Below are 18,086 nucleotides of genomic sequence, written 5' to 3' on the forward strand. Positions count from 1 at the left end.
CGGCAGAGCAAGCTTCAGCTTAGCAGCGCGCCGGATGCACGCTTTGCCGTCCGGCGCGCTGCTGGCGTGGGCTGGAGCGACCCACAGCGAGTGCCGCCAAGGCCGAAGCCGCCTTCAGTGGGGCCGATCACTGCTGTCGATGAAACTCAGCGCCTGATACAGCATCTCCATGCGTGGCAGGCTGCACCCCGCCGCCCGAGCGCGTGCCAGCGGCTCGGCATAGATAGCCTGCAGTTCAAGGGGGCGCTGGTGGGCATGGTCGTGGTACATGCTCGGCCAGTAGTCGGGCATGCGCTCGGTCACCTGGAACAAGTGCTCGGCGTAGCCCTCCGGTAACACATGGCCACAGGCTTCCGCCCCCTGCACCACCTCGGCCATCAAGGCCTGGATCAGCTCGCGACTATGGCGCTCGGCCATCAGCGGCGTGGTGCTCGCCCCCAGCAGCACCGACAGGCCGTTGTAAGGCACGTTCCACACCAACTTCTGCCAGCGAGCCAGGGCCAGGTTCGGCATGGCCTGCGAATCGATGCCCGCGGCCTGGAACAACCCGGCGCCTTCCGCGACCAGCGCGGCGCCACCATCAATGGCCGGCCCGCTGTGGTACCCCAGATTGACCGCACCTAGAGCCTGGTGACGGATTACACCCGGTGCCTGGCGATTGACACAGATGAAGCACAGGCCGCCAAGCAGATGCATGTCGCTGCGCAAGGCCGAGCGCAACTGTTCCTCCACACCCAGGCCATTCTGCAACAGCACCACCTTGGCGCCGGGCGCAGCGGCCTGGACGATCAACGGCGCAAGCTGCGCGTTGCTGGTGGCCTTGGCACCGATCAGCAGCCAGTCACACGGCGGCATGTCGGCGGCATTGACGTAAGCCTGCACCTTCATTTGCAGCGTGCCATGCACGGCACTGTCCAGGCTAAGCCCCTGCTCGCGAACGGCCTGATACTCGCTGCGCAGCAGAAAATGCACATCGAAACCGGCCCGGGCCAGCATCAACCCATAAAAGCCGCCAATGGCGCCACTGCCGATGATGCCGATGCGCGGGGTGTTCGAATCCATGCCAATCTCCAGCTATAGGGTCAGCCCTCTTTTTACACAGGTTGAGACGCGCTGGGCAGCCCATTCGCGCGCAACCCCCTCGAACAGGGAAAAACCCCACAATGACTGGGCTTAGCCCATTGTCGCGCCACCTGTAACGCGCTAAGGTTCGGCTCCCCGCTGCGATTATTCTTGCTGCTGGGCCGCACGGGGATTGTTGGCGGCCGGCACCCGTGACCTGACGAGTAACACGATGGCTGATTTACCGATCGATGACTTGAACGTTGCCTCCAACGAGACCCTGATCACCCCTGATCAGCTCAAGAAGGAAATCCCCCTCAGCGCCAAGGCCCTGCAGACCGTGACTGCCGGCCGTGAAGTGGTGCGCAATATTCTCGACGGCAAGGACCATCGCCTGTTCGTCGTGGTCGGCCCTTGCTCGATCCACGACATCAAGGCCGCCCACGAGTATGCCGAGCGCCTGAAAGTGCTGGCCGAAGAAGTGTCCGATACGCTGTACCTGGTCATGCGCGTGTACTTCGAAAAGCCACGCACCACCGTCGGCTGGAAAGGCCTGATCAACGACCCATACCTGGATGACTCGTTCAAGATCCAGGACGGCCTGCACATCGGCCGCCAGCTGCTGCTGGACCTGGCTGAAATGGGCCTGCCGACTGCCACCGAGGCGCTCGACCCGATTTCCCCGCAATACCTGCAAGACCTTATCAGCTGGTCGGCCATTGGTGCTCGCACCACCGAGTCGCAAACCCACCGCGAGATGGCCTCGGGCCTGTCCTCGGCGGTCGGCTTCAAGAACGGCACCGACGGCGGCCTGACCGTTGCCATCAACGCTTTGCAGTCGGTGTCCAAGCCGCATCGCTTCCTGGGTATCAACCAGGAAGGCGGTGTATCGATCGTTACCACCAAGGGCAACCCTTACGGCCACGTGGTACTGCGCGGCGGCAACGGCAAGCCGAACTACGACTCGGTCAGCGTTGCCCTGTGCGAACAGGACCTGGCCAAGGCCAAGATCAAGGCCAACATCATGGTCGACTGCAGCCATGCCAATTCCAACAAGGACCCGGCCCTGCAACCGCTGGTCATGGAAAACGTTGCCAACCAGATCCTCGAAGGCAACCAGTCGATCATCGGCCTGATGGTCGAAAGCCACCTGAACTGGGGCTGCCAGTCGATACCGAAAAACCTGGACGAGCTGCAGTATGGTGTGTCGATCACCGACGCCTGCATCGACTGGTCGGCTACCGAGAAGACCCTGCGCAGCATGCGTACCAAGCTGAAAGATGTGCTGCCGCAGCGCAAGCGCGGCTAAGCATTGCAACAACGAAAAACGCCGGGCAATGCCCGGCGTTTTGGTGTCTGGTGCCTGCTCAGGCTTTGCTTGAATGCCGCTGCTGGCGCTCCATGTAGCGCTCCACATACGAGCAGGACGGAATCACCGTGTAGCCCATCTGCTCGGCGTACTCCAAGGCTCGTTCGGTCAAAGCGGCAGCGATCCCGCGGCCGCGCAGGGCGTTGGGCACGAAGGTGCGATAGATGTCCAGCGTCTGCTTGCCCAAATCCATGTACGTCAGATAGGCACGATGACCGTCCACGTTGGTCTCGAACTGATGACCCGCCTGGTCATGGTGGATGGTCAGCGCTTCGCTCATCACTACTCCTTGCAGGTCTTCTCGGCAGACCCATACCTTAACCGATGGTTGTTTATCCGGCACAGAATCTCTACGCCACCTGTTGCCCCTTCGACCACTGGACGATTGTAATCGTTCGGATCCTCTGGCACTCACAAGATAGTAGGCGCCGCGAGCGTGATTGCTCAAGGTGGCGGCGGTTAAAAATGGCCAAAATGGCATCAGGGCGACTTTCCCCATCCCACCCAACAGCCGCCGGATGTTCTAGGGCTTAAGACGCTGAGGGACAGTTAAAGTCACCCTTAGTTCAACAAAAAAGTTCCTGTACTACAATCGCTTGCGAACCCTGCACGTTTTTTTCACAGAAGCGTCGCAAATCTTGTCGGCGCAGGGTCAAGCAACATTTTTTTTGCAGTTCTTGCGCTCGGTCAGTTTACTTACTACAAGTAATGGGTACTATGTACGCCGGCCAGTTTCTCTTTCCTGAGAGATGGCTATTTAATAGAAAGTCCTTGAAGGGGAACACGATGAACAACGTTCTGAAATTCTCTGCTCTGGCTCTGGCCGCAGTTCTGGCTACCGGTTGCAGCAGCGTATCCAAAGAAACCGAAGCTCGTCTGACTGCGACTGAAGACGCAGCAGCTCGCGCTCAAGCCCGTGCTGACGAAGCCTACCGTAAGGCTGACGACGCACTGGCAGCCGCTCAGAAGGCTCAGCAGACCGCTGACGAAGCCAACGAGCGCGCTCTGCGTATGCTGGACAAAGCCAGCCGCAAGTAATAATCCTCACGGATTGTTAAGAAGCCGACCCACTTGTGGGTCGGCTTTTTTATTGCCTGTGAAACGGGCAAACGCGTCAGGCGGGTACGAAAAGGCCTGCACTAAGGCAGGCCCGGGTGTGTCGCGATTACCTTACTGCAGTTCGGGCGGAATGCTCGTAACCATTGGTGTGCCACCCTGGTTTTCCACGGGCACGGCAATTTCTACCGGCATGCCATCTTCTGCAGCCACCACGTCACGCACCATGTCCCAGTTCATGCGCAGGTTATTGGCCAGGTCTTCGCGCTTGAGCAAGGCATTGATAACGGCGGTGTGTTTGTCCACCACTGACGGGTTACCCTGGTCATCCAGCGGCGTGTGTGCCTCAAGATAGACCTTGCCGCCACTGATACCAAACTTGTACGGCTCGTTGATGATGCGTACCGGAGTACCCACCGGCACCATCTTCGACAGTTCCAGCACGTTGTTGTTGAGCATGCGGAAGCAACCGTGGCTGGTACGCATGCCAATGCCGAACTTCTTGTTCGAACCGTGGATCAGGTAGCCCGGCACGCCCAAGGTGAACTTGAACGGCCCCAGCGGGTTGTCCGGGCCAGCCGGCACCACGGCGGGCAGGATGTCACCGTCCGCTGCGTGCTCTTTGCGAATCGAGGCAGGCGGCGTCCAGGTCGGGTTTGGCGTCTTGGCAGTGATCTTGGTGTTGGCGATCGGCGAACCCCAACCCTCCCGGCCAATACCCAGCGGGAAGGTATGTACCACGTTCTGCCCTTTCGGGAAGTAATACAGGCGGTACTCGGCCAGATTGATGACGATGCCTTCACGCGGGCCCGGCGGCAAGACGTAACGGGTCGGCAGGATGATTTCGGTGCCGGCGCCCGGCAGCCAGGGGTCGACGCCCGGGTTGGCGGCAATCATTTCCAGGTAGCCGAGGTCGTTGGCGGTGCCGATATCGGCGAACGTGTCCTCGTACTTTGCCTTGATCACATGCACCTGGCCGACGATGTCTTCACCGGGCGGTGGCAGTGGCAGCTCCAGCGCAGCAGCGGGGCCCGCTACCAGCAGGGCGGCCAGGGACAGGCTACGGGTGACGGCAGGAAAGCGCGGCAACATCCGGTAAATCCTTCGAAAGGTGGGTCAAGAGGATCGATTGTACACCCGCGCCAGTGCAAGCGGGAGGCATTGGCGTCATGCAAGCGTTTCAGATGATGAAAGGTGCTTGCCGTTCAGCTGCCATGCAGCTCAGGCCACACCGGGCGCATGCCGCGTCGCTGGGCATCGAGGATGGCACGGCATAGGTCACACAGGCGGCCATCGCGGTAGATCGAGCGCGGCACCCCCGACCAGCGCGGCTGCGCAGGTAGCAGACCACCGCACAAGGTACGGTCGACTGGCACACCCAGCTCAAGCTGGCGGGCCACGAGGTGAACACGGATTTCCTGGCAGGCGAACAAGTCGAGCTGCTCGTCAGGCTCGATCAGTTGGTAGGCAAACAGGGACCAGGCAGGGCGCGGCATTGGGGGCACTCGAAACGGGGGGCGCAACATTAGCCGAAAGGCGCCCTCGTTTAAAGCTTCACAGCAAGGGTTTTATCGCTGGCCAGGCATTTTCCAGCAGGCGCTGCTGGGCACCCTGCGCCGGATGGATGCCGTCGGCCTGCATCAGCTCAGGCACGCCCCCTACCCCTTCAAGGAAAAACGGCACCAAGGGCACCTGCTTGTCCGCTGCCAGCTGTTCATACACGTTGGCAAATGCGGTGGTGTAGCGCACACCATAATTGGGCGGTAGGCGCATGCCCAACAAAAGTACCTTGGCACCAGCCTGGCGCGAACGCTCGATCATCGACGCAAGATTTTGTTGCAATTGCGCGGGCGGCTGCCCGCGCAGGCCATCGTTACCGCCCAGCTCCAACACCACCAGGCTGGGTTTATGGGCTGCAAGCAGCGCCGGCAGCCGTGCCTGGCCGCCTGCGCTGGTGTCACCGCTGATCGATGCATTGACCACTTTGTCATCGAAACCTTCGTCCTTGAGGCGGGTCTGCAAGAGAGACACCCAACCCTGGCGGGTATCCAGGCCAAAACCGGCGCTGATACTATCGCCAACAATCAGCAGCGTTCCCGCCGCCGCGCTCTGGGCCAGGCAATACAGGGCCAGACCGGCACTCAACCACCACACTCGCATCGGATTCTCCATGAGCCCCAGCATTCTCGTTGCGCAGAACCTTAGCAAAGTGGTCCCCAGCGCGGAAGGCGACCTGACCATCCTCCACGCACTTTCCCTTGATCTCACCCAGGGTGACAGCTTGGCCATCGTCGGCGCCTCGGGCTCTGGCAAGTCGACGCTGCTCGGCCTGCTCGCGGGCCTCGACCAGCCCAGCGCTGGCAAGGTCATTCTCGCCGGCCATGACCTGGGGCCACTGGATGAAGACCAGCGCGCCCGTGTGCGCGCCGAACATGTGGGCTTCGTGTTCCAGTCGTTCCAACTGCTCGACAGCCTCAATGCGCTGGAAAACGTCATGCTGCCACTGGAGCTGGACGGCCGCCGCGATGCACGCGAACAGGCGCGCACCCTGCTGGAACGGGTCGGCCTCGGCAAGCGCCTGAGCCACACCCCACGCCAACTGTCGGGCGGCGAGCAGCAGCGGGTGGCCATCGCCCGCGCCTTCGCCGCACAGCCTGCGGTGTTGTTTGCCGACGAACCCACCGGCAACCTCGACAGCCACACGGGTGAGCGCATCAGCGACTTGCTGTTTGAATTGAACAAGGAGCGCGGCACCACCCTGGTGCTGGTCACCCATGACGAACGCCTGGCCCGGCGCTGCCGCCGCCAGATCCGCCTGGACGCGGGGCGCCTGGTGACCTCGGTGGAAGCCTGATGAACCACATGCCGTTATCCCGCCTGTGCGGCCTGGCCCTGCGCCAGTTGCTGCGCGACATTCGCGCCAGCGAAGTACGCGTGCTGTTCTTTGCCCTGCTGGTGGCGGTGGCAGCCAGCACCGCCATCGGCTATTTCGGCGCCCGCCTTAACGGTGCCATGCAACTGCGCGCCAGCGAATTCCTGGGTGCCGACCTGGTGCTGCAGGGCAGTGCCCCCGCCCGCGAGCAACAGATCGATACCGGCACGGCACTTGGCTTGCGCCACGCGCAGGTGGTCGAGTTCACCAGTGTGGTGGGCGGCGATAACGGCATCCAACTGTCCAGCGTCAAGGCCGCCGACGGCACCTACCCATTGCGCGGGCAAGTACGCAGCGCGCCGGCACCTTACGCCGAGGAAACGCCTGGCGGCGGCCCTGCTCCTGGCGAGGCGTGGGTCGAACCACGCCTGCTGGCGGCACTGGGGCTGGCGATTGGTGACAGCATCGACGTAGGCATGAAAACCCTGCGCATGAGCCGCGTGCTGACCTACGAGCCAGACCGCGCCAACAACTTCTACAGCCTTACCCCGCGCGTGATGATGAACCTGGCCGACCTGGGGGCAACCGGCGTGATCCAGCCGGGCAGCCGGGTCACCTACCGCGACCTGTGGCGCGGTGATGCCGAGGCACTGGCCCGGTACCGCCAAGCCGTGGAAAAAGACCTGGCCGCCAACCAGCGCCTGCGCGACACCCGCGATGGCAACCAACAGATCGGCGGCGCGCTGGGCAAGGCCGAACGCTACCTGAACATGGCCAGCCTGGTGGCCGTGCTGCTGGCCGGCGTGGCTGTGGCCCTCTCGGCCAGCCGCTACGCCGCACGCCGCCTGGACGCCAGCGCCCTGCTGCGCTGCCTGGGGCTCTCACGCCGCCAGGCTCTGGGCTTGTATTGCCTGCAGTTGGCCATGCTCGGCCTCGTCGCCGCCTTTGCCGGCGCCCTGCTCGGCTGGCTGGCTCAGTTGGGCCTGTTCCGCTTGCTGCACGGCCTGCTGCCAAGCGTGGTACCGGCCGGTGGCATCATCCCGGCGCTGGCCGGTATCGGTACCGGGCTGGTTGCACTGGCCGGCTTCGCCCTGCCGCCAATTGCCGCCCTGGGCCAAGTTCCGCCACTGCGGGTACTGCGCCGTGATCTGTTACCGATACCACCCAGCAGCTGGTTGGTGTACGGCGCCGCTCTGTTTGCCCTGGGCCTGATCATGTGGCGCCTGAGCCTCGACTTGCTGCTCACTTTCGCCCTGCTCGGCGGCGGCCTGGTCGCTGCACTATTGCTCGGTGGCCTGCTGTTACTCGGATTGCGCAGCCTGCGCCAGCTGCTGGCCGGCGCGCCACTCACCTGGCGCCTGGGGCTCGGCCAGCTGTTACGCCACCCCATGGCTGCCGCCGGCCAGGCCCTGGCCTTCGGCTTGATTTTGCTGGCCATGGCCCTGGTCGCCCTGCTGCGCGCAGAACTGCTCGACACCTGGCAAGCGCAGTTGCCCAAGGATGCGCCGAACCATTTCGCCCTGAACATCCTGCCGGATGACCGCGAACCGTTCGCTCAACGCCTGCACCAGGTCAACGCCACTTCAGCGCCGCTGTACCCGGTGACGCCCGGGCGCCTGGTGCAGATCAACGAGCAGCCGGTACAGCAGATCGTCAGCAAGGACTCGGCAGGCGAGCGCGCCGTACAGCGCGACCTCAGCCTGACCTGGGCCGCCGAATTGCCCGAAGGCAACGCGCTGACCGCCGGCAGCTGGTGGCAAGCCTTGCCAGCCGACAACGAAATCCCCGGGGTATCGGTGGAAGCGGAACTGGCCAGCAGCCTGAAACTGCACATGGGCGACCTGCTGACATTCGACATCGGCGGCCAGCAGCGCCAGGCCCGCGTCAGCAGCCTGCGTAGCGTGCACTGGGACAGCTTCCAGCCGAATTTCTACATGATCTTCCAGCCCGGCACGCTACAAGGGCTGCCGACCACCTACCTGACCAGCTTCTACCTGGCACCGGGGCATGACCTGGATGTGGTGGCGCTGTCACGGGCGTTTCCGGCAGTGACCATCCTGCAGGTGGATGCCTTGCTCGACCAGCTGCGCAGCATCCTCGCCCAGGTGACCCTGGCGGTGGAGTATGTGCTGCTGTTCGTACTGGCGGCCGGGCTGGCGGTGCTGTTCGCAGGCTTGCAGGCCACACTGGACGAACGCATTCGCCAGGGCGCCTTGCTGCGCGCCCTGGGGGCGGCGCGGCCGTTGCTGGTCAAGGCTCGGCGTATCGAATTCGGTTTGCTGGGAGCGGCCAGCGGGCTGTTGGCTGCAGTGGGCTGCGAACTGATTACCCTGGTGCTGTACCGCTACGCCTTTGACCTGCAATGGAGCCCACATCCGTGGTTGCTGGTGTTGCCGCTTGCGGGGGCGTTGCTGGTGGGGGGTGCGGGGGTACTGGGGACGCGACGGGCCTTGAATGCTAGCCCGCTGGCGGTTCTACGCGACACTTGATGGCTGCCTGTGCCCGCGAAGAGGCGGGCACAGGTAACGTCAACTCATCACCCGTAGCTGATGCTGTTCACATACCAGGTCGCTTCACCAGTAGGTGTATGCACCACCACCTCATCGCCCTCCTCCTTCTTCAACAAGGCGCGGGCCATGGGCGAGTCGATCGAAATGTAATCGTTGCGCCCGTAGATCTCGTCATAGCCGACAATGCGAAACTTCATGGTCTCGCCCTCATCGTTCTCGATTTCGACCCAGGCACCGAAAAACACTTTGCCCTCCTGCTGCGGCGAGTACGCCACCACCTTCACATCTTCAAGGCGCTTGCGCAGGTAACGCACTCGGCGGTCGATTTCGCGCAGTAGCTTCTTGTTGTACTGATAGTCGGCGTTCTCGCTACGGTCTCCCAGCGACGCCGCCCAGGCGACTTTCTGGGTGATTTCCGGCCGATACACCCGCCACAGGTGGTCCAGCTCCTTCTTCAGCGCCTCATGGCCTTCCGTGGTGATGATGTTGGTGCTCAACAGCGCACTCCTCAGCGGCGGGTAATCAGGCCTTGGCGCGCGATGCGGGTGAGGTGGCCGATGACTTCGGCAGCCTCCTCCAGCGCTGGCGCCTGGATCACGGCCAGGTCGAAACGGTCAGTGCCATACTGCGCGAGGTAGCAGCCGCTATCGGCGAACTGAATCAGAAAGGCACGCGCCTGGCCCTTGCGCCGTGACAGGCCATCGAGATGACGCAAAAGGGTGGGCTGATGCTGGCCACCGAGCAGGATGCGCGGTGTGCGGGACGCCTGGTTGGCAGGCAAAGGGCTCAAACAGACACTGGTACGTGGGCAACTCATGGAGCTTCTCTCCGCCTCGCGAATCCCGCTGGGCAGCGGTGGGAGGCGTCACCGAACCAGCGCTTTAGCGGTATTTCGGATGGCCCGGAGGTGGGGCTTTCCTGCGCCCCGCAAGTAGCTGTTTAAATCGGCGCAGGCGGTATGCTAGAGCTACAAGCGGCAAGATACAAGCCTCAAACCGATCACTTTCGGCTTGAGGCTTGTATCTTGCCGCTTGCGCAGTATCAGCGGGCGATCAGGCGGTCGAGCGAGAAGCGGCCTGCGCCTTCGATCATGACGGCAACGGTACCGGCCAGCAGCGCCAAGGCGAACTCATAGCCGTTGTTGGACATGAACAGGCCATTGCCGATGTGCACCGAGAAGATCGCCACCACCAAGGTCACGGTCAGCGCCAGCGCCGCTGGACGAGCCAGCAGGCCAACCACCAGAGCCAGGCCGCCGAAGAACTCGGCACTACCGGACAGCAGGGCCATCAGGTAACCCGGGGCCAGGCCGATGCTTTCCATCCATTGGCCGGTGCCTTCCAGGCCATAGCCACCGAACAGGCCGAAGAGTTTTTGCGCACCATGCGCCATGAAAATGATGCCGACCAGGATGCGGATAACGCTGAGGCCAGCGCCAGCACGGGTAGAGAACAGGGCGTTGAGGGTAGTGTTGTTCATGTCGGAGCGTCCTTGAAGCGAGGAAGTTGTGTTGGGATGAGCGCCATCATAATCAATTCTACTGATATGAAAATCGCAAAAAGCCCAACATAACAATCTACAAATTCGATACATCAACGCTTCGCTACGCGCTCCAGCGCGACCCGTTCGCGGTTGAACGCCAGGTAGTATTTGTTGACGCTGTTGACGAAATTGACTGGCCCCATACCCACCTGCTCCATGGCGATGCGTTCGGTCTGGAAAAACCACTGGTTACCGTTGAGCCCACGCCGCCGAGCCTCGGCGCGCATGGCCTGGACCCGCTCGGGGCCAAGATTGTAGGCTGCCAGCACAAAGGCCATGCGCTCACGCTCGTTGATCTTGGCACTGGCGAAGAACTTGCGCCGGATAAGCGCCAGGTATCGAGCACTGGCCTGGACATTGCCATCCACCGTCGCGGTGTTGCTCACCCCCACGCGCTGGGCGGCCGAAGGGGTGATCTGCATCAGGCCATGGGCACCACCGGTGCCGCGTGCGGCCGGGTTGAGCGTCGACTCCTTGAAGGCCAGCGCAGCCAGGTTGAGCCAGTCGATCTGCTGCGCCTGACCATGCTTCTGCAGCACCGCCCGCACCGAGGCCAGGCGCTGGCGGTCCTTGCTGGCCAACGGGTTGTGCACCCGATACTGACGGCGGTAGATGCGCTCGAACGCGGCATCCTGGTTGTCAGGCGCGCGGTAACCTTGCAGGAAGTGATCGACTGTCGCCAACAATTGCGGCGCATCACGCCCCACATACCAGCGCATGGCTTGCGGCGCCCCCAGGTGCACCCGGCTGTCCAGGCGCAGCCGCGGCATAACCCGCGCCCATCGGCGGGCAATAGGCTGCTCGACTACGGTCAGGTGGTAGATGCCAGCCTGTACCATCTCCAGCACGTCCTCCACCGCCAGCGTCGAATCGACCCACTCCACCTTGATTGGCGGCCGCTTGCGCAGCGCCAGTTGCTGGTTGACCTGCTGGATCATTGGCCCGGCGGCGCTGGCGCTGGTCAAGGCCACGGTACGCCCGGACAACTGCTCGACCTTGCTGAAGCTTCGCTCGCCTTTACGCCCGACCAGCATCAACGGCACCTGGTCGAGTATCGGCGCACTGCTGCTGACGCCGCGCACCGTGCTGGGGTCGAGCAGTTCGCCAGGCGCAGCCAGGTCACCCTCGCCACGGGCCAAGGCGCCCAGCAACTGCTCCTTGGCCCTTGGGATGAGTTTCAGCTGGATCTGCTGGTCGTCGTCGGTACGAGCATTGAGGTAATGCTCCAGGGCACGCAGGCGATAATACTCAATGCCGACCGGCTCGCCCTTGACTTCACCCGAGCTGTTGCGGCTTTGGTTGACCAGCACCCGCAGCACTTTGCTGGTGCGAATCTGCTGCAGGTCACGCACCTTGGCTGGCGGAATATTCTGCTGCGGCCCCGGCGCGCGCGCCTGTGCCGGACCGGCAAGGACCAGCCCAAGCGTCAGCAGGAAAACAAGCCAGCATCGCAGCATGCGCAAACGTGTCCGTGGTCGGTGGGCGGCATCCATGGGTTGCACCGCCAAGTGATAAATGACGGTAAAAGACCACGGCAACAGCATGAAGTTCTTGGTTTTTTCAGAAAAACGCGGTTTTTGCTATGCTGGCCGCCCCGCGGCACGAGATAGCACCATGCAACTGATCGATATCGGCGTCAACCTGACCAACAGCAGTTTCCACGACCAACAGGCAGCAATCGTCGAGCGCGCACTTGAGGCCGGGGTTACGCAAATGGTGCTGACAGGCACTAGCCTGGCCGTCAGCGAACAGGCGTTGGCGCTGTGCCAGCAGCTGGACCCGAACAGTGCGCACCTGTTCGCCACGGCCGGCGTGCACCCTCATGACGCCAAAGCCTGGGATGCCGACAGCGAGCGCCAGCTGCGCCTGTTGCTGAATGAACCGCGCGTGCGCGCCGTGGGCGAATGCGGCCTGGATTTCAACCGCGACTTCTCCCCTCGCCCGCTGCAGGAAAAAGCCCTGGAAGCCCAGCTGGCCCTGGCTGTGGAGCTGCGCCTGCCGGTGTTCCTGCACGAGCGTGATGCCAGCGAACGCTTGCTGGCAATCCTCAAGGATTACCGCGACCACTTGACCGGCGCGGTGGTGCACTGCTTTACCGGTGAGCGCGAAGCACTGTTCGCCTATCTGGACATGGACCTGCATATCGGCATTACGGGCTGGATTTGCGACGAACGCCGCGGCACCCACCTGCACCCTCTGGTAGGCAACATTGCGCAAGGCCGGCTGATGCTGGAAAGCGACGCGCCCTACCTGCTGCCGCGCAGCCTGCGGCCCAAGCCAAAAAACGGCCGTAACGAGCCGGCGTTTCTGCCGGAGGTCTTGCGCGAAGTGGCCCTGCATCGAGGTGAGTCGGCCGAGCAGACCGCGGCGCATACCACAGCGACGGCGCGGGCATTTTTCCAAATCTGAATTTGACGCATATCAACAACGGACCTGAGTGATACAGGCACAATGATGGCACCTTGCCAATATTGTTTCCGCTCAACTCAGAGAAGACCTGCCCATGGGTGCCTGGCTTAGCAACGTTTCCTTGAAGTACAAATTCTGGGCCGTCAACGCGGTGGCCTTTGTGACCACCTTGCTGCTGGTGCTGTATGCCGTGCACCTGGAGCAACGCGCACGCGCCGAGGCAGCGCAGGAGCAAGCGGCCGCGCAAGCCCAGTTGTTGGCTGCCTGGCCGGCCGGGCAAGCACTGCCGCGCCCGGCCAACGTCATCAGCTGGTCGGCCGGGCAAACGCCAACCTTCGCCGGTGAGGCCCTTGAAGCCCTGCGCAACGCCCAGGGCTGGGTTGCACTGCCCAGCGCCTGGATCCTCGGTGACAACCCGCTGCGCGGCGCACAGGTACTGCGCAACGGCGACCAGCAGGTTGCCGTGCTGGCCCAGTCGCCCAGCCTGCGCCAGGTATTCTTCGATCGCTTCAGCAATTACGCGGTGTGCGTGCTGATATTGATGCTGGCCATGCTCGGCGCCTCACAACTGCTGATCCGCTTCCTGCTCAGCCAGCTCAATACCCTCAAGGACGTGATGCTGCACGTGGAAAAAACCGGCGACCTGGCGGCTCGGGTACCGCTAGCCTGTGGCGACGAGGTCGGCCAGATGGCCGGGGCCTTCAACGCCATGCAGGCAACCTATCACCGCGTGGTCAGCACCGTCGCCCATACCGCTGCACAGTTGGACTCAGGTGCCGCACGCCTGGCCGCCAGCATGAGCGACGTGCGCCACGGCATGCTTGGCCAACAGAGCGAAACCGATCAAGCGGCCACCGCCATCAACGAAATGTCGGCGACGGTGCACCACATTGCCCAGCACGCCGGCGCCACCCGCGACTTGTCACAATCCGCCGACACCCTGGCCGGCAGTGGCAAAGAGGTGGTCAGCCGGGTGCAGGATTCGATTTCCGGGCTTTCCAGTGGCGTGCAGCAAACTGCCGAGATGATTCGTCAGCTGGCTGAAGACAGCCAGAAAATCAACGGCGTGGTCAGTGTGATCCACAGTATTGCCGAACAGACCAACCTGCTGGCGCTCAACGCCGCCATCGAAGCAGCGCGCGCCGGTGACTTGGGGCGCGGCTTTGCCGTGGTGGCCGATGAAGTGCGCAACCTGGCCAAACGCGTGCAATCCTCCACAGACGAGATCACCACCATGGTTTCGGCCCTGCAGTCGGGCACCCGCGATGCAGTGGAGTTCATGCAGGAAAGCTCGTACAAGGCCGACGACTGCGTGCGCCAGGCACAGGAAGCCGGTGAGGCGCTGGCCGAAATCACCGGTGCCGTGGCGCAAATGCGCGAAAGCAATACCCAGATTGCTGTGGCGGCCGAGCAGCAAAGCCAGGTGGCCGAGGAAATGAACCGCGCGGTGGTGAGCATCCGCGATGTCACCGAGCAGACTGTGCAGCAGACAGTGAGCTCGGCGACCACCAGCAGCGAACTGGCGACCCTGGCAGGCGAACTGAGCAAAGCCATTGGCCAGCTCAAGCTATAGCCACCATAGCCAGCCTCGATTGGCCCCCGCTCGGGGGCCGCACTAAGCTTTGGGCATGACCGAGAGGAATTACCCATGAGCAAACGCCTGCCCAACCTGCCCGCCTGGCAATGGCGCGGCTACCACCATAACCACCGCCACCCGACCAATCTGGTGCTGCACCTGATTGCCGTGCCGTTGTTCATCCTGGGGGCTCTGCTGGTGCTGTCCGGCCTCTTCGGTCTCGACCTGGGCCAGATCGCGGTGGGTATCATTGCCTTGATCGCCGGCCTCGGCCTGCAGCGCCATGGCCACCGCCTGGAAGCCGAACAGCCCGAGCCATTCGCCAACCGCCAGGATGCCATGCAACGCTTACTGACCGAGCAGTTCATCACCTTCCCGCGCTTTGTACTCAGCGGGGCTTGGTGGAAGGCCTGGCGGGAGCGGCACAAGCACCGCCATTGACGTGACGATCATGCGCGCAATCGCTGTGGTTACGGGTTAGGCAAACACGGTGACGGTCTGGCGGCTCAAGGCCAGCAATTCACCCCCTGCGGTCCACAACGCCGCAGCAGCATGCCCATAACCATCCCGCGCATGCTCGGTCTCTACGCAATACCGGCACCAGTCCAGGGTCGATAGCTTCGCCGTGGGCTGAATGAATTCGATGGTCCAGGTCAGCGTGCTGCCCGCTGCGGGCTGCTTGAGAAACGGCATCAGGCTCGGTGGCCAGGCATCGACCAACGCCAGCAGGTGCGTTTCGTTGACCTGTTCTTCAGCCACATCCCGCAACCGTACCCAGCCCCCCATCTTGCGCGACTGATTGCCACTGAACGGCAACCCGCCCACTGCCCAGCGCAATGCCACGTGCCGCATGAACTCCGGGGTAACGCCTTTGATGTACGGTAACTCGGGAGCTGCATCATCGAGTGCCGGCATTTCCATCGCCGGTAATGCTGGCACTTCGACCACCGAAGGCCGGCCTGCACCGAAATTGCCCTGTACCAGCGTCACCACCTGGCCATCCTGAACGGCGCGGCCCAGCAAGGTGCTGACTGCCTTGCCTTCACGCAGCACCTCCACCTCGAAGCGGATCGGCACATCTGCCGCCGCTGGCGCCACAAAGCTGATGGCCAGCGAGCGTACCGGGCGGCTGTCGCTGAGTTTCAGGCGCATGGTTTCATAGACCATTGCCGCCATCAGCCCGCCAAAGGCAGCGCGGCCCTGGGCCCAGCTGGGCGGGATACTGACGGAGTTCGGGTTGGCCCGCACGGCGTCGAGCAGTTGGTTGAAATTCATTGGCCGGCTCCTGCCTGCAGCGAAAAAGGTCTGCCCATCCTAGCCAGCAAACCTCGGGGGATCAGCCCGCATTTCGGTCATTTTTCGGGCTGGCGCCGCGCCAGCGCCCGTTGCAGGGCATCGAGGGTCACATCCGATTGGCGCTCAGCCTCGTGCAGCTCATGCTCCCAAGCCGCCTTGCAGGGGGCCAGGTCGGCATGATCGCGCACTTGCAGCAGCCATTGCAGGCGGTCGTGCCAGTTGCCAAGGTCGCCCTGCGCCTGCTTCAGCAAACGCTGCAGTTTCTTGCCTGCATGGTTGAGCTGCGGGTATGCCTCATCGCCATAGCGCGCACGCTTGATCAGCAAACGCAGCCGGTGACGATCGTGGGCCGGGTCCTGCAGCGCTTCGTTCAACCTGCGCCATTGCTTGACCAGGCGTTTGTCGATGCGCTTGCCCAGCGACTTGACCAAACCCTCACGGCCTGCCGCACGCAGAAACAGTGGAAACGCGTCGACAATCGCCAGCACCCTTGCCAGCTGTGGGCTAGCAGCGACACTGGCGAAGGTTTTGTCACGCCCCTGAAGGCGCCGCTGGCCGGCCGCGATTTGGCCGCGCCCGATCAGCTCAGCCGCCAGCACCTCGCGATCACGCAGCGGCGTGGTCAGGGTACCCAGCGCGCTGGCGGCATCTTCCAGTTGCTCCACGCCAGGCAGGCCGCGCAGCGGCCGCAGCAGGCTGCGCAGCCGGCGCAAGGTGATACGCAGGTCGTGCAAGGCCTCGCTGTCGGTATTGGCAGCCAAGCGCTCGCGACAGGCCAGCAGGCGCACCTGCACGGCCAGAATCTGAGCTACGACATGATCGAGCATGGCAGACATTGGACGCTCCTTGGTCAACGCCCGGCGCGCGATTCACGAATGTAGAAGCGCGCCTTTTCAGCTTTGCGGGTACAGCTTTCGTAACCTTCGAACTGCTGCTGGGTCTTGGCCCCGGTGAGCAGCGACAAAGCCTTGGAATAGCTCACGGCACCGGCAAAGCCTTCGGCCTTGGCCAGGTCCAGTTCCTTCCAGGCGGCATCCAGCTGGGTCGCGCAGCTGTCACGGTAGGCCGTCTTGCCCGCACAGCCGGCAAGGGCCAAGGCAATCAGTGGAAGGCAGATCCAGGCTTTCATCAGTAATACCTCAATGGAAAATTCGGTGGCTGTTCGACGCCCCGGCAGCTGAAAAGTGCCCTGCCCGGCCAGCGGGCTCCGGCCGGTTTTAATACAGTAGCTCAGCGCGATCTACATTGAAGCACAGGCAGCGATGGGTGCATTGTAGGACCATGGTGGCAATGGCCGGGGAATGTTCATGAGTAAACGCGTAGCGCTGGTACTGGGATCGGGCGGAGCCCGGGGGTATGCACACATCGGCGTCATCGAGGAAATCGAGCGCCGCGGCTACGACATCGCCTGTATCGCCGGCTGCTCCATGGGCGCGGTGATTGGCGGCATCTACTCCGCCGGCAAATTGGACGACTACCGCAACTGGATCGAAAGCCTGGATTATCTGGATGTATTGCGCCTAGTCGACGTCAGCTTTCGACTGGGTGCCATTCGCGGCGACAAGGTGTTTGGGCAGATCCGCAAGATCGTCGGCGAAATCAACATCGAGCAACTGCGTATTCCTTACACAGCAGTGGCCACCGACCTCACCAACCAGCAGGAAATCTGGTTCCAGGAGGGCTGCCTGCATCAGGCCATGCGCGCCTCGGCAGCCATCCCCAGCCTGTTCACACCGGTGATGCAAGGCAACCGCATGCTGGTCGACGGAGGCATCCTCAACCCCTTGCCAATCGTCCCGGTGGTGTCCAGCCATTGCGACCTGATCATCGCGGTCAACCTCAACGCCACCAACCAGAAGCACTATCAGTTGCCGGTGATCGAACGCCCGGCGGCATTCAAGATGCGTTTTGATGCTTTGTTGAGTTCACTGGGTTCACGCTTGCCGTTTCGGCGCAAGCCGGCCGAGGAGCTGATACGCATCGAGCAGGAGATCGTCGCCGAAGGGCTGGCTCCACCCAGCCCATGGCTGAACGATGCCGCCGACCCGGAAAGCCAGCAACCGGCGGCGGCACCGGAGCGCGAGGGTGCACCGAAGTCGGCTACCGGTTCGTTCATCATCGATAACGTGGGGCCTGCTTCGCTGCTGGACCTGATCAACCAGAGCTTCGAGGTCATGCAGACCTCGTTGGCACAGTACAAAATCGCCGGCTATCCGCCAGACGTGCTGATCAACGTGCCTAAACGGGTCTGCCGGTTTTTCGAGTTCTACAAGGCGCCGGAGCTGATTGCTCTAGGGCGGGAGATTGCGCGGGATACGCTGGATAACTATGAAGGGGTGAAGCGCTAACACGATGACCGTGCATGCCTTCACGTGAACCGAAATGAAACAGGCC

20 protein-coding genes are annotated in these 18,086 nt (G+C 62.8%); 8 read left to right on the forward strand and 12 right to left on the reverse strand.

The genetic code is table 11. From position 1 onward, the window contains the following. Positions 1–114 precede the first annotated feature (114 nt). Positions 115–1,062, reverse strand: coding sequence for a putative 2-dehydropantoate 2-reductase (locus APH42_RS07570; protein ID WP_060493056.1), 948 nt, complete (start codon positions 1,060–1,062; stop codon positions 115–117). Positions 1,063–1,294: 232 nt separating this feature from the next. On the opposite strand from APH42_RS07570, the gene APH42_RS07575 reads away from it, so the two are divergent. Then, positions 1,295–2,371, forward strand: coding sequence for a 3-deoxy-7-phosphoheptulonate synthase (locus APH42_RS07575; protein WP_012271583.1), 1,077 nt, complete (start codon positions 1,295–1,297; stop codon positions 2,369–2,371). 58 nt (positions 2,372–2,429) lie between these two features. Here APH42_RS07575 and APH42_RS07580 read toward each other — a convergent pair whose 3' ends face one another. After that, entirely contained in the window at positions 2,430–2,711 is a 282-nt protein-coding gene (locus APH42_RS07580; RefSeq protein WP_003250290.1) for a GNAT family N-acetyltransferase, read from the reverse strand. 506 nt (positions 2,712–3,217) lie between these two features. Here APH42_RS07580 and oprI point away from each other — a divergent pair. Next, positions 3,218–3,469: an outer membrane lipoprotei OprI gene (gene oprI, locus APH42_RS07585; protein ID WP_003259780.1), complete on the forward strand. Its 252-nt coding sequence runs from the start codon at positions 3,218–3,220 to the stop codon at positions 3,467–3,469. Between the two features lie 132 nt (positions 3,470–3,601). On the opposite strand, the gene APH42_RS07590 is transcribed toward oprI, so the two are convergent. The 3 genes from APH42_RS07590 to APH42_RS07600 all read right to left on the reverse strand — a co-directional run bounded on the left by APH42_RS07590 (position 3,602) and on the right by APH42_RS07600 (position 5,647). Beyond that, on the reverse strand, positions 3,602–4,579 hold the full coding sequence (locus APH42_RS07590) for a L,D-transpeptidase family protein (RefSeq protein ID WP_012271581.1): 978 nt from the start codon (positions 4,577–4,579) through the stop codon (positions 3,602–3,604). A 113-nt stretch (positions 4,580–4,692) separates the two neighbouring features. Then, a complete protein-coding gene (locus tag APH42_RS07595) occupies positions 4,693–4,983 on the reverse strand; it encodes a hypothetical protein (RefSeq protein ID WP_012271580.1) in 291 nt (96 codons plus the stop codon). A gap of 58 nt (positions 4,984–5,041) precedes the next feature. Beyond that, positions 5,042–5,647, reverse strand: coding sequence for an arylesterase (locus APH42_RS07600; RefSeq protein WP_041166452.1), 606 nt, complete (start codon positions 5,645–5,647; stop codon positions 5,042–5,044). A gap of 10 nt (positions 5,648–5,657) precedes the next feature. Here APH42_RS07600 and APH42_RS07605 point away from each other — a divergent pair, with 10 nt between their 5' ends. Together APH42_RS07605 and APH42_RS07610 are read left to right on the forward strand one after the other, a co-directional pair. Continuing rightward, a complete protein-coding gene (locus APH42_RS07605) occupies positions 5,658–6,341 on the forward strand; it encodes an ABC transporter ATP-binding protein (protein ID WP_012271578.1) in 684 nt (227 codons plus the stop codon). Further along, positions 6,341–8,848, forward strand: coding sequence for an ABC transporter permease (locus APH42_RS07610; protein ID WP_012271577.1), 2,508 nt, complete (start codon positions 6,341–6,343; stop codon positions 8,846–8,848). The genes APH42_RS07605 and APH42_RS07610 overlap by 1 nt, the downstream gene beginning before the upstream one ends. Positions 8,849–8,895: 47 nt before the next feature. On the opposite strand, the gene greB is transcribed toward APH42_RS07610, so the two are convergent. From greB to APH42_RS07630, 4 genes are all read right to left on the reverse strand, one after another. Continuing rightward, complete coding sequence (greB, locus tag APH42_RS07615; RefSeq protein WP_012271576.1) at positions 8,896–9,366, reverse strand: transcription elongation factor GreB; 471 nt, start codon at positions 9,364–9,366, stop codon at positions 8,896–8,898. Positions 9,367–9,377: 11 nt separating this feature from the next. Continuing rightward, a complete protein-coding gene (locus APH42_RS07620) occupies positions 9,378–9,686 on the reverse strand; it encodes a hypothetical protein (RefSeq protein ID WP_060493057.1) in 309 nt (102 codons plus the stop codon). Between the two features lie 224 nt (positions 9,687–9,910). Beyond that, positions 9,911–10,348 (reverse strand): DoxX family protein, encoded by a 438-nt coding sequence (locus APH42_RS07625; RefSeq protein ID WP_012271574.1) that lies wholly within the window; start codon positions 10,346–10,348, stop codon positions 9,911–9,913. 113 nt (positions 10,349–10,461) lie between these two features. Next, positions 10,462–11,868, reverse strand: a complete 1,407-nt coding sequence (locus tag APH42_RS07630) for a transglycosylase SLT domain-containing protein (RefSeq protein ID WP_012271573.1) — start codon at positions 11,866–11,868, stop codon at positions 10,462–10,464. A gap of 157 nt (positions 11,869–12,025) precedes the next feature. Here APH42_RS07630 and APH42_RS07635 point away from each other — a divergent pair, with 157 nt between their 5' ends. The 3 genes from APH42_RS07635 to APH42_RS07645 all read left to right on the forward strand — a co-directional run bounded on the left by APH42_RS07635 (position 12,026) and on the right by APH42_RS07645 (position 14,837). Next, the gene (locus APH42_RS07635; RefSeq protein WP_012271572.1) at positions 12,026–12,820 is read left to right on the forward strand and encodes a TatD family hydrolase; all 795 of its coding nucleotides are present in this window, start codon (positions 12,026–12,028) and stop codon (positions 12,818–12,820) included. A 94-nt stretch (positions 12,821–12,914) separates the two neighbouring features. Further along, entirely contained in the window at positions 12,915–14,393 is a 1,479-nt protein-coding gene (locus tag APH42_RS07640) for a methyl-accepting chemotaxis protein (protein WP_060493058.1), read from the forward strand. A 75-nt stretch (positions 14,394–14,468) separates the two neighbouring features. After that, complete coding sequence (locus APH42_RS07645; protein ID WP_060493059.1) at positions 14,469–14,837, forward strand: Mpo1-like protein; 369 nt, start codon at positions 14,469–14,471, stop codon at positions 14,835–14,837. 36 nt (positions 14,838–14,873) lie between these two features. Here the strand turns inward: APH42_RS07645 and APH42_RS07650 are convergent, their stop codons facing one another. The 3 genes from APH42_RS07650 to APH42_RS07660 form a co-directional block, all read right to left on the reverse strand. Continuing rightward, entirely contained in the window at positions 14,874–15,671 is a 798-nt protein-coding gene (locus tag APH42_RS07650) for an acyl-CoA thioesterase II (protein WP_060493060.1), read from the reverse strand. A 77-nt stretch (positions 15,672–15,748) separates the two neighbouring features. Next, a complete protein-coding gene (locus tag APH42_RS07655; RefSeq protein WP_060493061.1) occupies positions 15,749–16,528 on the reverse strand; it encodes a CHAD domain-containing protein in 780 nt (259 codons plus the stop codon). Between the two features lie 14 nt (positions 16,529–16,542). Beyond that, positions 16,543–16,821, reverse strand: coding sequence for a lipoprotein (locus APH42_RS07660; RefSeq protein ID WP_003250254.1), 279 nt, complete (start codon positions 16,819–16,821; stop codon positions 16,543–16,545). Between the two features lie 178 nt (positions 16,822–16,999). Between APH42_RS07660 and APH42_RS07665 the strand changes: the two genes are divergently transcribed. After that, positions 17,000–18,040 carry a patatin-like phospholipase family protein gene (locus APH42_RS07665; RefSeq protein WP_012271567.1) on the forward strand — a complete coding sequence of 347 codons (1,041 nt, stop codon included), beginning with the start codon at positions 17,000–17,002 and terminating at the stop codon, positions 18,038–18,040. Positions 18,041–18,086 lie beyond the last annotated feature (46 nt).

Source organism: Pseudomonas sp. NBRC 111140, from assembly GCF_001320885.1.
GTDB lineage: Bacteria > Pseudomonadota > Gammaproteobacteria > Pseudomonadales > Pseudomonadaceae > Aquipseudomonas > Aquipseudomonas putida_P.